We start from the raw sequence: 15,676 nt of genomic DNA, 5'->3' as shown, positions 1-15,676 counted from the left end.
TCGGGATGACAAAAACACGCTCGGAAACAAAAGCTCAAATAACCTCATTATTAAGATCGGTTATGATTGAAAAATCAGTCCGAATCTTAACAATCATAAAAATCTGCGTTCCGTGCATCAGAATGTCAATACGATCTTTCCCGTTGTTCGGCGGCTTTCCAGCTTCTGGTGCACGTCGGCAATCTGATTGGCGGGCAAGACCTCGCTTACCGAAATTTTTAGTTTACCCTCGTCGATAAACTCATTGATCGTTCGCAGATCATCGCCACTGGTATGCACCAGGATTCGTTCGGCATGAATATCCGGGCGAACGGCCAGCACTTTGTCCATGTCTCCGTAGGCAATGGAAATCAGTCGTCCGGCTGGTTTCAGGACGTTGGCAGATGCGAAGATGGTATCGGCTCCGGCGGTATCAAAAACGAGGTCGACCTCGCTCACCGATTCCTCAATGCTGGTTTTTGTGTAATCTATAAATTCGTCGGCACCCAGTGATCGAACGAACTCTTCATTTTTGCCCGATGCCGTGCCAATCACATAGGCACCCAACGCCTTGGCAAGTTGCACGCCCAAATGGCCCACTCCGCCCGATGCGGCCTGAACCAATACCTTTTCGCCTGATTTCAATTGACCGTGCTCGGTTAATGCCTGCCAGGCTGTCAGCACGGCCAGGGGAGCGGCTGAGGCTTCCTCGAAGGATAATTTTGCGGGTTTCAGGGCTAGATGAGCGGCTGGCGCGGCTACATACTGGGCATAGGCCTGGCCGGGTTTAGGAAAGTTGACCATGCCATAAACCGCATCGCCCACAGTAAATGTGGTTACCCCCGAACCCACTTCTACAACCTCTCCGGCCATATCCCACCCCAAAATAATAGGGTGCGTATACGCCTTCGAGTAGGGAGCAACGCCCGAACGCGTTTTAAAATCGGCGGGATTTACGCCAAAGGCTTTCACGTGAACCAGTACTTCGTCAGGCTGGATGGTTGGTTTGGGTACCTCCTGAACGGCGAAGTTCTCAACGCCACCCCAATTGCTTAACACAACGGCTTTCATACGCTTACAATTTGTTGATTCTTAGAGTCTGTTTTAACAGGAGCGATCAAGAAAGAATTCGCATGTTAAACGGGTAACAGACGAAACGATCCCGTTGCGGGATCATAGTCGTACTGGCGCGGGGTGCCCGTTGCCAGCTCAATTTTTTCGATGTCTTCGGGGCTTATGTGTTCCAGTTCCATCAGCAACGCCCGCAGGCTATTGCCGTGCGCAACTACCAGTACAGGTTGACCGGCTTGCAGATGAGGAAGAATTTCGGTGTTGAAATAGGGGATTACCCGAGCGTGAGTATCGGCTAAACTCTCACCATTGGGGGGCTGATCGGAATAGCTGCGACGCCAGCGGAAAACCTGCTCAGCCCCAAATCGTACTTCAGCTTCGTGCTTGTTCATCCCCTGCAAGTCGCCATACATGCGTTCATTGAGGGCCGCACTTTGTTCAAGTGGTAAATCAGGCTGGCCAATTTCGTCCAGAATGATCGACATCGTTTCAATTGCCCGCTGAAGAACCGACGTAAACCCAATGCCAAAGTTTGGTGGTTGGTTGGCTTTAAGCAAAACACCGGCCTCGCGGGCTTCGTGTCGGCCGAGGTCGGTTAAAGGTGTATCGGTAGAACCCGTAAAGCGATTTTCGGCATTCCACTGCGATTGTCCATGACGGACGATGACAAAAAGAGGCATATATTGGCAAGACAGACTATAGGAATAACTACCACAAGTCGGGTAAAGTGTTCAAACAAAACGGGTTTGTATCTTGCCAACATAGCTTCCGGCCGTATCGTTACTGCCTAAACAAAGGCGCTAACGAACGGCATATCCTAATTTATGGTAAGTTGATAACTTCAGCAACGATATTGCTCTCGGCAAGTACTTCTTTAGCGTAGGAGCGATGCCCTCTGGGCGACATCAGGTACAGTTTTCCTCCTTTTACGGCGGCTAGCTGGCTCAGTAGTTTGAGTTTTGACAGCAGGTGGTTTGCTTCGGCCCCTGAGCTTTTTAATATCACCTCAAAGTAGGATTCCTGGTCGAATTGTTTTCCTGTTACATCAGGCGTAAACTGTTCGCTGTCTTGCTGACGGCCATACGTGATGGGTGTTTGAAACCCTTCGATATTGGCTTTAATGTCATTAAATCCGTGTACGCGCACCCAGTCAGCTACTTTGGGGATATAGGCTTGTTTGCTCATGAATAAAGGTAATTTAATTGTCAGGTAATTAGCGTCAATCTGCCGGGTTCGCCAACACGGCACAGGAGCTTTTTATCAGATCAGGTTATGCGAAAAAAAAGTCAGAAATTTTTTCTTCTGACAATGGCCGGATACGTTCCGGGTAAAAAAAAGGAATATTACAACTAGGCGGTCGTACTACCGGAGTGTAAGCCCGCCAGCAGTAATCCTACCGTACGGGCAGTAATGGGGATTTTGTACCTGAAAAAAGTACGAAATGCACTGCTCTTGCGATCAAATACACGGCAATGTACGAAAGTATCCTGAGACAGACTCCCAATTCAGCAATTGTCCTCTTTATGAAACGATCAATTTTAGCCCTGCCTCATGGGTTTGCGCATGTAGCTAACAACTGATAATTGCCTTACAGTAACTGTTTGACTGGTTGTACGTATAAAACGTGATTGATACTATTTACCTTGCATACCGGTGTGTATATAGCCGGTATAAATTATTTTTTATCGTTTTGACGATAGGCGAGGGGGCAAGGAGCATGAATTGAAACGCAGTGTCAGTCTGCCTGATACCACGTTTGGGCTGTTAGTTGGTAAACGAAAAACGTACCAACTCAGAAATAAATAGTAGTTGATAATCAGATTGACGAGCCTTGCGCACCGCAAGGTTCAACCAATTCGTGTGAATGTATGATGGCAACTATAGCAGTGATACACGCGGGTCGGAATGAAAAAAAGCACATACTTCAGCAGGAAGGATCGGGGAACCCGATCAAGAGCAAACGAACGCTCACAGCACGGACAAACTTTTTGAAATGTAATTCTGGATGCTTTCGATGAATCGACAATAGGAGGTAAATCTTCGTCAGACGAGTGCATGATTGTAGTTGAAGTAGAAGTCATGGGATAAAAAAAGAGTAATATTCGTATACGCAAGTTATTAAATAATATATATGATTAATTCTTTATTTACTGTATGGCTTGATTTATAAATAAAAGATAACTACATGATGGATTAGTGAAATGGATAAGAGTTTAGCTGTATTTTCGCCCACGTAGTAGGTCAACATACGCATCAAACAGTGACTACAGAAGTAGTCTAAATCGCTCAAACGGAAACGCTATTATGTCGCTCATTTGTGTTGTATGGCCTATTTAGGTATGTCTAGTCAGGTGAAATTCAGAATCAACAGCGGGAATATATTGGCAGATCACACGGTATTTTTGTAGTTTACATGCCTTCAGTAACCGAGTTATTAGCCTACCCTTACATCATGAAAAAAGTAATCGTTGCCTATGTACTGGCAGGTCTATGCCATTTGTTGCCAACTGGCACTGCCACGTTGGTAGCGCTTCCCATTTCAGGCGTATCATCTGGTAGGCAAACCAAAAAAAATACACAGGAAAACGGCTGGCGCCAACTCTTCAACGGTGTTAGTCTGGCTGGCTGGAAGCATGTCGGGAAGGGAAGCATGTCCGTTGAGAAAGGCATGATTCGCGGACATGGCGGCATGGGGTTGCTGTACTGGACAAAAGAGAAGTTCAGCAACTGTACCATTCGTGTGGTTTATAAGATGGAAAAAGAAAACAGCAATTCGGGGGTGTACATTCGCATACCCCTCGAACCCCGCGAAGAATGGATGCCGGTTCACTACGGCTATGAAGTACAAATTGACAACCGACCCGAAACCTCCAACGAAGATGAATACCACGTTACGGGCACCCTTTATTCCCTAACCAAACCACTGGCAAAACCCGGTAAACCGGGCCCGCAGTGGAATACGATGGATATTACACTGGATGGTCCGCGTACGACCATTTTTGTGAACGGCATAAAGGTGACCGATTTCCGGGAGGGCGACCCGGTGCCTCCCCGTAAATTTGACTTCGAACCCTATCATGGGCTACGGCCGAATGAAGGCTACATTGGCTTGCAGAATCATGGCGACCATGATGTGGTTTTCTTTAAGGAAGTAGCCGTAAAACCATTGGCAAAAAAATAAGCGATGGGCCTTAGAATGGCCCATCGCTACGTGCTGGTTACTGACAAATAAGCGCAACAGGTACGTCGTTACGTTCTGCTCATATACAAAAGCTTACTTGGCTGGTTTCTTAAAAATAGCTTCGTCAACCTTACCATTCACCGTGACTTTTTCGGTAGTAAACGTAATATTGCCTGCCTGTGGAGAGGCCATTTCCATCGTATTGGGGAACTTGACACCGTCCACGTCTTTATAATTGGAAAAGCTGATTTCGCCCGGCTGGCCGTTCACCATCATACTGACTTTGCTGATCAGATAGGTGTTGGCATCCAGAAAGTCCTCTACCGTTTGCCCGTCTTTGGTGGTCACTTTCAGGTGGTAAGCATCCTTACCATCCACTTTTTCTTTTCCTACCAGTTCGACTTTGTTGCCTTTGTCTTTATAATTGACCAGTGGGCCAAATGGGTCGAGCTGGCCGAGTTGCTGTTTGATCTGATCGGCAGGCATATCTTCGGGGTCACCTGTTCCGCCCATCATGGCCGGACGGATCATCCAGCCCGTTGTTCCATCCACCACCTGAATCATGGAATTACCCATGACCGACGATTCGGAACGCATTGCTTTGCCAACTAAAATCGTTGATTTGCTGGGTATTTCCATACCCTGTACAGAAAGTGAACGTTCGGCATAGACCGTTTTTACCGCGGCTATCTTATCCATACCGCCCAGAGCGGCAATATGTTTGTCGACGATTTCGTCGACCGTTTGGGCAGAAGCGCTGATGCTGAGGACGATGGCCATTGCAGCGGCCAGAAAGGTGTTGGTTTTCATGGGGTTTTTTAGCTTAAAAATAAAGAATAGATTAGGTATTAGACTCATTAAACCTGTATGGTTTCTAAAAACCTTACAGGTTTACGTTAGCGGGGTGTGCCACCACCGGCAGGTGTACCGCCCGATTGGGTTTGGCCATTTCCATCACTCTTCACGTCGTCATTATTTACCGATTTGGCTTTCTTGCGAGGGGCATCCATCGTCATTTTGCCAATTTTTACGGTAAACGTCAGGCGTACACCCCGGTTGTAAAGATACGCATCGTTTACCTGGCTGAACTGCGCCGAATTCAGAACGGTATGAATGTGGTAACGGTTGCTGAGGAAGTTCTCCGCAGCTAATCCTAAACTGGCTTTTTTGTTTGCAAATTCTTTCTTCACACCTACCGTGTAGAAACCGAATCCACCCTGCCGTCCCTGCAACTGTACCGACGAACCCTGCATGAAACCGAAGGCCTGGGCACCCCAGCCATTTCTGAACTGGGCCGATGCAAATGTTCCTCCACTAAGGTTTATCCCCGAATTGGTCAAGGTTGCCGATACGCCATCTGTGCCAATAGCCTGTCCTGTCAGCGTAGTATAGAACGTGTTCAGGAAAAGGCCAATGCTGATTTTGGAGGTTGCGGCCACATTGGCGAAGATGTTCGTTCCATAGGTATGCTGACGACCGATGTTCTGGTAGATGGTCACGATAGCGCCCGGTAGTGTATCGGAAGGCTGGCTGATCTGGGTAATGGCGTTGTTGGTTACGCGGCCAAAGAAGGTCGCGTTGATGAATGTTTTCTTGATGGTTTTGCTCAGCCCCAGCTCAAAGTTATTGGTCAATTCCGGGCGTAGGGTTGGATTACCGACGGTAATGTTTTGGGGGTTTGCCGCATTGAAGTTGGGGTTCAGCTGCTGAAGACCCGGCCGCTGAATCCGGCGGTTGAAGCCCAGTTTGAAGGTGGTTCCTTTAACCGTCTTCGACGCGTTTACACTCGGAACCAGCACACCATAATCGCCAATCCCAAGGGTGCCTCCCTCGCGGGTGCTGGCATCAATGAACGTGTGTTCGTACCGTAAACCACCTTTAAAGGTGTAGCGGTTTTTGGTCGTATAGGTATAGGAACTGTAACCGGCGGCAATATTCTGATGGTAGAGCAGTTCGCCTAATGTGCCGTTCGCTTCCGTAGTGAACGCGCCCGATGGGCCCGCCAGTTGATACTGATAGTTGCTGTTGACCTGCCGAATGATGCCTTTGGCGCCAAATTCAAGCAGTTGATTTTTCTTGATCGGCGTCTGGTAATCGGTTTGCAGCGTGAACTCCTGGTTCACGTTTTTATTCAGATTGCGCTGACGACCCGTTAGCTCGTTGGCGCCATTCAACAAATCGGCATCGAAGTTGTTGGTCAAATCATTGCGGCTGTAAAGAGTCGAGATGCTCCATTCCTGCTGGGGCTTAAACGTGTGCAGGTAATCAATATTCGCATCTACCGTACCCGACAGGTTCTTTGCATCTACGTTTCTATAGGCCGTTAAACCGGGCGTGCCGTTGGTAAACAACTGAGTAACCAGATCCTGCTGGCTGAGCATGTTCCGCACACCATAGCGCACTCCGGCTGTCAGGCTCTGGTTCTTGGCCAGATCATAATCGAAACCCAGGTTATACTGTCCGAACAGGCCCGAACTATGTCCATCACCGGCTTGGCGGGTCAGTGTCGTTATGCCGTTCACCTGACTGGTCTGGTCGAGGTTGGTTTTAGTAATGGTGTTATACATCGCCCGTCCGAAGCCCCCAACGGTGAAGCCCGCTTTACCTTTGCGGTAATTGCCATTAAGCGAGAGCAGCGACCCCCGGTTACCCACCCCCGAATCGACATTGAGATTCAATCCCTGAAGGCTGTTCTTTTTGGTAATGATGTTGATAATACCCCCCGATCCTTCGGCATCATATTTGGCGGAGGGGCTCGTGATCACTTCCACCGTTTTGATCTGATCGGCTGGAATTTGCTTCAGGGCATCGGCAACGCTGCTGGCCACAATAGTCGACGGTTTGTTGTTGATCAACACCCGGATATTGGAGCTGCCCCGGAGCGAAACGTTTCCGTCAAGGTCTACCGTAAGCAGCGGCACTTTGCGCAGAATGTCGGTTGCGTCACCGCCTTTGGCGGTAATGTCTTTTTCGGCGTTGTACACCAGCCGGTCAACTTTTTCTTCGATCATGGCGGCCTGTCCCACCACAGTTACTTCTTCCAGCGTTTTTATGCTGGATGCCAGTTTAATCGTTCCCAGGTCCAGGCTTTGCCCGTTGGCCAGCGTCAGGTTATCAATTGTTTTGTTGCGAAACCCAACGAAGCTAACCAGGATACGGTAGTTTCCGGCGACTAACTTTGTGAGGGTGAACTTGCCTTTTTCATCTGCTACGGTACCGTCGATGGCCTTACCTGTTGCTGTATTATAAAGGGCGATACTGGCAAATTCAACAGCTTTGGCCGGGTTCGCATTCGACTGGGTTGAATCAAGCACCGAACCGGTGATTTTTGCCGTTCCTTTGGGGCTCTGGTCACCGGCAGTGCCGGGAAGGGCTTTCGGTTGCGCAGAACCGCCCATTGTGGGGAACTGCGCCCGAACGGGTGAATGTAAAGAGAGGGTGAGTAAACAAATGGCGATAAGTAGAGCTTTCGTTTTCATGAGGTTGCTTTTGACCTGACAAAGATCAACCCCCGCTTCTACACCTGAAAAAGAATTCGGATGAAGATCGAAATCAACCCGATGAATAGATGAAAATAGCTGATGAGTGAATACCGCCCACCAGCCTAACCAGTCGATGCATTCGGTAATTTAGCTCAGACTAACGACTGCTTCCTGCACAGAACCTCAACGTCAAGGTTAACTTTTGACATGTATTTGCTTATTATAGAATGAAAAAATCGCTGCAATTTCTTTTCGTTTTTATCCTGCTGTTCTGGCGCCAGTCTATGGCGCAAACGACACAAAGTATAGCCACGACAAAAGCTACGTTTTCCAATCCCTTAGCTGTCCAGTTTGGTGACCCTTACGTTTTGCACACGAAGGGGATGTATTATATGTATGGCACTGGTGGAGGAGCAAATAAAGGATTTTCGGCCTACTCGTCTAAAGATATGGTGAACTGGAAGGCAGAAGGACAGGTCTATTTTCACGATAACAAAAATGCCTGGAACGACCCGAAAGCTAGTTTTGGTGGAGCCTATTGGGCACCGGAGGTGTATGAAGTGAAGGGGAAATTTTACCTGTTTTATAGTGCGCAATGGAACGTGAACCCGACGAAGGAGATGGAAAATTTCCGTATCGGTGTAGCCGTTTCCGACAAACCTACCGGCCCGTTTATCGACCTGTCCAACAAACCAGTTTTTGATCCGGGCTATCCAATTATTGATGCCAATGTGTTTTTTGATACCAATGGCAAAGCCTATTTATATTATTCGCGTTGCTGCTATAAACACTCCGTCGACAGCGAAGTAGCTGATTTGGCCCGGAAAAAAGGCTGGTTCAAGGAAATTGAGGAAAGCTGGGTATATGGTGTCGAACTAAAACCCGATTTCTCCGGCGTCATCGGCGAACCGGTTTTATTACTGCGCCCACCCGTTCGGCTGAACGACAAACAGGCCGAATGGGAAAGCCGGTCGGTTACAGCCCGCGAAGTGAACCGTCGCTGGACGGAGGGTTCGGTGACGTTCAAAAAAGACAATACCTATTACATGATGTATTCGGCCAATAATTTCGCCGGTCGGTATTATGCCATCGGGTATGCCACGGCCACGTCGCCATTGGGTCCGTATAAAAAAGCGGCTAACAATCCGGTATTACAGAAAAATACGGATCAGGGTGGCTCGGTAACGGGCACAGGGCACAACAGCGTTACGTACTCGCCAGACGGCAAAGAAATGTTCTGCGTCTACCATGCCAGAACCGCCAAAACCGGCGATGAACGCGTTGTGTGTATTGATCGAATGCAGGTGCAAAACGGACGAATAACAATCCTGGGTCCAACCACCACACCCCAGAAACTCCCTTCGGGCGCCAAAGCAACTGCTTCTGGCAACTAATGAAAGCAAGCGAACTCACATTGAACTAATGTGAAAAGGTCGATGTCTACTTAGCAGCTTCTCTACTGATCGACGATCATTCAACAACGACTCCATGCGATTTTTCCTGTTGATGTTTAGTTTCTGGACTACTATTGCCTTCTCCCAATCGGCTACGGTGCAGGGTTTACTACCGACCAAATTTGCTGGAAAACCGGTGCAGTTAACCCTCATGAATTACGAAACCCGGAAGGATAGGAAAGTGCAGGAAGTAGTTACGAATGCTAAAGGGGCATTCCAATTTGCGATACCGCTTAAAGAACCGCTCATTTATTCGATCAGCGTTGCCGATTCGGCCCTGGTACAGGTACTGGCAAAACCGGGTGATGTTATCAATTTGCAGGTCAAAAGGGATGACATCGTGTGCACTGGTTCTCAGGATACGCAATACCTGATCGACTATGAGCGAAATCGTAAAAATGTGTTTGACAAATACCTCAAGCGCACGTATGATTCATCGGCAGTAGCCGTAAAAAGCGGTGATAAGGCTCGAATCGAGTACTGGAACGTCGAACACGAGAAAGCATCCGAGAATTATAAAGCCGAGCTGGCCACCTGGGTCGAACAACCCTTCTTTATCAACTCGCTGGCTGCGGTTCATCACAGCATGCGCTGGCATTCGGATAATGACATCAAGCTGATGGACCAGATGGTGGCTATTTTTCAGAAAAAATATCCCAATACTGAATTGACGCGGCAGCTTGTCAACAAAGTAAATGCCACCAAACGCATTGCGTTGGGCGCCATTGCCCCGGAATTTACCGCAAAGGATACTGCCAGCCATACCGTCGACCTGAAAAAGTATCGGGGTAAATATACCCTTGTTGACTTTTGGGCTTCCTGGTGCGGCCCATGCCGACAAGAGAGCCCGACGTTAGTGCGACTTTACTCAAAATACAAAGACAAAGGATTTGCTATTTTAAGTGTGTCGATCGACACGGAGAAAGGCCGTTGGGCGAATGCCATCAAAAAAGATGGGTACACCTGGGAGAACGTCTCAGAGCTGGATGGCTATTCGGGTGCCACGGCGGCTCTGTACACGGTTACGGCCATACCCAATAGTTTTCTGCTGGATAAAGACGGCAGAATTATTGCCAAAAATCTGCGGGGGAAAAATCTGGAGGCTAAATTAAGTACGCTCATGGGCCAGTAACGACGGTCATGCTCTGACCGTACAGGATGAATTCTGAACCAGTTGATAACGGGTTTAGCCCTCTAAAAACAGCAGTCGTCCAGCTTTTATTGGCACTCATCGCCTTTGATTTTCAGGCTTATACCATTTGTAGCAACTTTGTTTCATCGCAACGGCAAACCGGCAAATCGTCGCCCCGGCGCATCGTCAAAACGAAACAAACAACTACTTACTAAAAAAAGCCATGAAAAAAGTACTTACTCTGATGCTGGGCCTGGTAGCCAGTGCTGCATCGTTCGCTAACGTATCAACTCCTCAAACATCAGCCGCTCAGACCCGTGTAGTAATGACCCCCGAGCGTAAAATCAAACTGTATGTTCAACCCCTGCAAACAAAAGGCCAGCTGGCTATTCTGGATGCTGATGGTCAAGCCGTCTACACGCAGAATGTAGCTTTGGGCAAAGGGCTCAGTGAGCAATTTGATGTGTCGAGCTTAGGCACGGGCACTTACCATTTGATCTTAAAGACAGGCGACGAAATCGTCAGCAAAGCGTTTGTGGTGCAGGCCAACCCGAATGAAAGCTTTGTTATTCAGTAATAGTTGGTGGAGGGGTGAAGTGGTTACTGATGAAATTATGCTGTACTGGCTTGATTGCTGGTTCGCAGTGATCCAGTAACCATTTCACCAATTAACGACTCAATACCTCGACTCAATACGTATGAACTAGCCCATGCTTCAGGGCGTCCTCGTAGGCTTCTTTCTCAAACTGATACAGATAAGGAGACCTATGGGGACCAATAGCCCGCTGTTCGTTCAGCTTCCTGATTAGACCAAGGGCAACAAGCTTTTTAGAAAAATTACGCTGATCCAGCTCTTTGCCCAGAATTGTTTCGTACAGCGTATGTATTTCGGGAAGCGTGAATTTTTCTGGTAACAGACTATACCCGATCGGCTGGTGATAAATCTGAAGTCGAAGCGTAGCTAACGCTTTTTCTACGGCCTCATTATGATCGAATAAAAGCGGAGGAATCTCATTTACATCCCACCATTGGTACCCTTCGGTGAAAAAGTCTGTCCTGACGCTCACCTTCGAATAATCTACCAGGGCAAAATAGCCGATGGACAATGTGCGCACAAACAGCCAGTTATCATCATCAACGTCAAGGCCATATTTTTCTTTAAACTCCCCGGCACTCCGTTCCCGGAGCCGATAGGGGGAGTCTCCAAAAAGGTGAAACTGTTGAAGAAATAAGTCTTGCAGACCCGTTCGCTCGGCTAAAATTCTATGGGCGGCCTCGCTTAGGGGCTCTTCACGCTTGATAAAACCGCCCGGCAGCCCCCAGCCATTCTGTCCTTTCCATTTGAGAAGTAAAATTTTCAGCTGCTGGTTGTGGTAGCCAAAAATGACAGGATCGATGCTGAGGTGGGGCAGGTATTGCTGATGGCCGTTTTTGACAAATTCCAGTACTTCTTCTTCCGAGTTCATGACCAAAGATAAAAAAACTATTCCGTAAGCATTACGAATTACATAAAAGTGTTCTATCTTTATTCCGTAAAATTTACGCTATTAATTTTAATTCAATTTTTTCGCTAAATAGTCTACAGAATCTCAATGGTACAGCTTATACCAAATTCCCTGCGCTGGCTAGTCGGGACTGCATTCATTGGCCTAGTGTCCATTGGGTTGTGGTCGTATGTGGGCGCCAATGAGCCAGCCCGCATTCTTGTATTTAGTAAAACAGCTGCCTTTCGGCATGCGTCAATTGGCGCGGGTCAGAAAGCGATTGCTCAATTGGGTAAAGAAAAAGGGTTCGCCGTCGATACCACAGAGAATGCGGGGCGCTTTACCGAAGAAAACCTGAAACGCTACCGGGCGATTGTCTTTTTGAGCACTACCGGTGATGTACTCAATGCCGCCCAGCAAAATGCCTTTGAACGCTATATTCAGGCCGGTGGAGGCTATCTGGGCATCCATGCCGCTACGGATACCGAATACGACTGGCCGTGGTACAACCGCTTGGCGGGTGCCTGGTTTGCTAATCATCCCATGCCGAACAATGTCCAGAAAGGGACTTTTGTCGTAGCCGATAAAGCTAATCCGGCAACGAATTTTCTGCCAGAACGCTGGGAGCGGGAAGATGAATTTTATTCCTTCAAAAACATTAGTCCGGCCCTGCACGTGCTCCTGACCATCGACGAAAAAACCTATCAGGGAGGTACCAATGGCGATAATCACCCGATGGCCTGGTATCAGGAGTTTGAGGGCGGACGCTCGTTCTACACGGCGGGTGGACACACAGATGCCACGTTCTCGGAACCGCTGTTTTTGCGTCATCTGGGAGCCGGTTTACAATATGTAATGGGTGGCGATTCGCCAAAGCCGCTGGACTACGCGAAGGCAAAAACGAAGCGACTGCCCGAAGAAAATCGATTCGCAAAAGTTGTGCTGGCCGAAAAACTCGACGAGCCAATGGAACTGGCTGTTTTGCCCGATAGTCGTGTACTGGTTGTAGAGCGCAAGGGTAATGTAAAACTCTTCAGCCCCTCGACGGGGAAGCTGAAAGTCATCAATCACATTCCGGTGAATACCAAAGTCACCAATAAGAAAGGGGAAGTTGGCGAAGATGAAGGCGGTCTGCTGGGTATAGCCAAAGATCCCAATTTTGCGCAAAATCACTGGATTTATCTGTATTATTCGCCAGAAGGCAAAGAAGCCAAAAATAGCGTGGTGCGTTACGAATTTATTGGTGAGGAACTGGTGATGAGTTCCCAAAAAGTTATTCTGGACGTAGCCACCCAACGCGAGATCAGTGGACATGCGGGCGGCTCGATGACCTTCGATTCTCACGGCAACCTATTCATCTCTACCGGCGACAATATAAACCCGCAGGAATCCAATGGCTTTAGCCCGTCGGATGAGCGCCCCGGTCGGTCGCCCTTCGATGCCCAGATGACATCAGCCAATACAAATGATCTACGCGGAAAAGTAATACGGATTCACCCCGAAGCCGACGGCAGCTATACAATTCCGGAAGGCAATCTGTTCCCTAAAGGCACACCGAACACCCGCCCTGAAATCTATACCATGGGGCACCGGAACCCATTCCGGATTTCGGTAGATCCTAAGAATGGGTACCTCTACTGGGGCGATATTGGCCCGGATGCGGCTCAACCTAAAGATGAGCGTGGACCCGCCGGACAGGATGAAGTAGGGCAGGCCCGCAAGGCCGGAAATTACGGTTGGCCTTATTTCGTAGGCGATAACAAAGCGTATCATCAATACGACTTTGCCACTAGTCAGTCCGGTCCATTATACGATCCGGCAAAACCAATTAACAAGTCGGTCAACAACACCGGGCTAAACGAATTGCCTCCTGCTCAGAAAGCCTTTATCTGGTATCCCTATGCTGAATCGAAAGAGTTTCCTCTTTTGGGATCGGGTGGTCGTTCGGCAATGGCCGGGCCGGTTTATTACAAAGATCAGTTTGCGCAGGCCAGGCGTCCTTTTCCGGATTATTACGACGGCAAACTGTTGATTTATGAATGGATGCGGGGCTGGCTCATGGCCGTTACGCTGGATGCCAACGGCAATTATGCCTCTATGGAGCGGGTTATGCCCAGCTATAAATTCTCGAATCCGGTGGATATGGAGTTTGGGCCGGAAGGTGATCTGTACATGCTGGAATACGGTAGTGGCTGGTTTACGCAGAACGACGACGCCCGGTTGGTACGTATCGAATACAACGGCGGTAACCGCAAGCCCATTGTGCAGGTAGCTACCTCCAAAAAAGGCGGGTCAATTCCGTTCAAAGCCAACCTTTCGTCGGTTGGTACCAAAGACTTTGATAATGATGCCTTAACCTATGTCTGGACGGTAGTTCCCAAGGCCGGAGGTGCCGCACGCAGATTCAACCAGCCAAACCCAACCGTTACCTTCGATAAAGCCGGGGTATACAAAGCAACGCTTACCGTGAGTGACGCCAAAGGAGGCAGCAGCAGCCGGACGCTGGAGATTATGGCGGGCAATGAAGAGCCCGTGCTTACCTTCGAATCAAAAAACAGCAACCAGACTTTCTTCTTTCCGGGCCAGCCTTATGCTTATGACGTGAAGGTAACGGATAAGGAAGATGGCAGTCTGGCGAATGGGAAAATAAAGCAGGGCGAAGTGGCCGTTAACATCGACTATCTGGCCGAAGGCTACGATCTGGCGGCAATTGCCCAGGGCCACCGCAGTGCCGATGCAACCGCTCAGGTAGGCAAAGGCCTCACGCTGATTGAGGCCAATGACTGCAAAGCCTGCCATAGCATCGAGAAAAAATCGGTGGGGCCAGCCTACCAGCAGGTCGCTCTTAAATACAAAGGCGAAGCTGGAGCAGCCGACCGGTTAGCCAAAAAAGTGATTTCGGGTGGTAGTGGTGCCTGGGGTCAGGTAGCCATGAGTGCCCACCCCCAACTGTCGCCAACCGACGCGCAGGAAATGGTTGGCTACATTCTGAGTCTGGCCGAAAAGAAACAGGCGGCCCCTTCGCTGCCGGTTAAGGGAAGCTATACCATGAACCCGCCTAAAGATGATAAAGGCGAAGGCCGGTATCTGGTTCGGGCTGCTTATACCGACAAAGGAAGTCAGGGTGTTCCGCCCATTATGGCCGAAAAAACGCTTCTGCTACGCAGCGCCAAAGTTCCAGCCGCCAAAGCGGAGAAGACCGATGGCGTGATGAAATATGGTACCATTATCATTGCCTCAGTGAAAGGGGGTAATATCGGGTTCAGTAACATTGACCTGACGGGCATTGAGCAGATAAAATTTACGGCTTCGGCACCTAAATCCCAGTTAAACGCGGCTGGTGGCAGTATCGAGGTCCGACTGGATGAACCAACCGGCAAGCTGATGGGGGAAACCGCTTTCATTGGACCAGCCGAAGGAGCTAGCTTAACCAACATGCCCCCGCCCGTAGTGGCAAAATTGTCGGGTGTATCGGGTGTTCACGATGTTTATCTGGTCTTTAAAAATGATAAAGCCCCCGCTGGTCAGGCCCTGTTCGTTCTGATGGATCTGGAATTTCAAACGAGCCAGTCAGCAAGTGCAAGCCTGAATCCACCGGCTGCCTCAGCAGGCTCGTCGGCTCAGAATCTGGACGCCTATGCAGGGAAATACAAAATGACCGGCCTACCTTTCGAATACATCGAAATTACCCCCAAAGAAGGCCATCTGTTCATGACAGCCGGAACCAATGAGAGCGAACTTATGCCCGGAGCGGAAGCCGATGAGTTTAAAGGGGGAAGCAATACGGTTTTCAAATTTGGCCGGAACTCTGATAAAAAGGTCATGTCCATTACGCTAAACGTTCAGGGAATGACCTTTAAAGGGAGTAAGTAATCCATCAAATCCAAAATTTC

The 15,676-nt window shown here is 48.8% G+C and carries 12 protein-coding genes; 6 read left to right on the top strand and 6 right to left on the bottom strand.

Annotated features, from left to right (window positions below):
• Window positions 1–117: 117 nt before the first annotated feature.
• The 3 genes from CWM47_RS11935 to CWM47_RS11925 form a co-directional block, all read right to left on the bottom strand.
• The gene (locus CWM47_RS11935; RefSeq protein ID WP_100988189.1) at window positions 118–1,050 is read right to left on the bottom strand and encodes an NADP-dependent oxidoreductase; all 933 of its coding nucleotides are present in this window, start codon (window positions 1,048–1,050) and stop codon (window positions 118–120) included.
• Between the two features lie 65 nt (window positions 1,051–1,115).
• Window positions 1,116–1,730 (bottom strand): 2,3-bisphosphoglycerate-dependent phosphoglycerate mutase, encoded by a 615-nt coding sequence (locus CWM47_RS11930; protein WP_100988188.1) that lies wholly within the window; start codon window positions 1,728–1,730, stop codon window positions 1,116–1,118.
• A 142-nt stretch (window positions 1,731–1,872) separates the two neighbouring features.
• Complete coding sequence (locus CWM47_RS11925; RefSeq protein ID WP_100988187.1) at window positions 1,873–2,235, bottom strand: hypothetical protein; 363 nt, start codon at window positions 2,233–2,235, stop codon at window positions 1,873–1,875.
• Window positions 2,236–3,502: 1,267 nt separating this feature from the next.
• Between CWM47_RS11925 and CWM47_RS11920 the strand changes: the two genes are divergently transcribed.
• Complete coding sequence (locus CWM47_RS11920) at window positions 3,503–4,231, top strand: 3-keto-disaccharide hydrolase (protein WP_100993844.1); 729 nt, start codon at window positions 3,503–3,505, stop codon at window positions 4,229–4,231.
• A 93-nt stretch (window positions 4,232–4,324) separates the two neighbouring features.
• Here CWM47_RS11920 and CWM47_RS11915 read toward each other — a convergent pair whose 3' ends face one another.
• Complete coding sequence (locus CWM47_RS11915; protein ID WP_100993843.1) at window positions 4,325–5,041, bottom strand: outer membrane lipoprotein-sorting protein; 717 nt, start codon at window positions 5,039–5,041, stop codon at window positions 4,325–4,327.
• 86 nt (window positions 5,042–5,127) lie between these two features.
• On the bottom strand, window positions 5,128–7,710 hold the full coding sequence (locus tag CWM47_RS11910; protein ID WP_100988186.1) for a TonB-dependent receptor domain-containing protein: 2,583 nt from the start codon (window positions 7,708–7,710) through the stop codon (window positions 5,128–5,130).
• Between the two features lie 230 nt (window positions 7,711–7,940).
• On the opposite strand from CWM47_RS11910, the gene CWM47_RS11905 reads away from it, so the two are divergent.
• The 4 genes from CWM47_RS11905 (at window position 7,941) to CWM47_RS11890 (ending at window position 10,876) form a co-directional block, all read left to right on the top strand.
• Window positions 7,941–9,107 (top strand): glycoside hydrolase family 43 protein, encoded by a 1,167-nt coding sequence (locus tag CWM47_RS11905; protein WP_100988185.1) that lies wholly within the window; start codon window positions 7,941–7,943, stop codon window positions 9,105–9,107.
• A gap of 94 nt (window positions 9,108–9,201) precedes the next feature.
• Entirely contained in the window at window positions 9,202–10,299 is a 1,098-nt protein-coding gene (locus CWM47_RS11900; protein WP_100988184.1) for a peroxiredoxin family protein, read from the top strand.
• A gap of 26 nt (window positions 10,300–10,325) precedes the next feature.
• Window positions 10,326–10,514, top strand: coding sequence for a hypothetical protein (locus CWM47_RS11895; RefSeq protein WP_100988183.1), 189 nt, complete (start codon window positions 10,326–10,328; stop codon window positions 10,512–10,514).
• Window positions 10,515–10,522: 8 nt separating this feature from the next.
• Window positions 10,523–10,876, top strand: coding sequence for a T9SS type A sorting domain-containing protein (locus CWM47_RS11890; protein ID WP_100988182.1), 354 nt, complete (start codon window positions 10,523–10,525; stop codon window positions 10,874–10,876).
• Window positions 10,877–10,988: 112 nt separating this feature from the next.
• Here CWM47_RS11890 and CWM47_RS11885 read toward each other — a convergent pair whose 3' ends face one another.
• The gene (locus tag CWM47_RS11885) at window positions 10,989–11,765 is read right to left on the bottom strand and encodes an NUDIX hydrolase (protein WP_100988181.1); all 777 of its coding nucleotides are present in this window, start codon (window positions 11,763–11,765) and stop codon (window positions 10,989–10,991) included.
• Between the two features lie 126 nt (window positions 11,766–11,891).
• On the opposite strand from CWM47_RS11885, the gene CWM47_RS11880 reads away from it, so the two are divergent.
• Window positions 11,892–15,656, top strand: a complete 3,765-nt coding sequence (locus CWM47_RS11880; RefSeq protein WP_100988180.1) for a ThuA domain-containing protein — start codon at window positions 11,892–11,894, stop codon at window positions 15,654–15,656.
• The last annotated feature ends 20 nt before the right edge of the window (window positions 15,657–15,676 follow it).

Source organism: Spirosoma pollinicola, from assembly GCF_002831565.1.
GTDB classification, from domain to species: Bacteria; Bacteroidota; Bacteroidia; order Cytophagales; family Spirosomataceae; genus Spirosoma; species Spirosoma pollinicola.
This window is presented reverse-complemented; position numbering and strand designations above follow the sequence as displayed.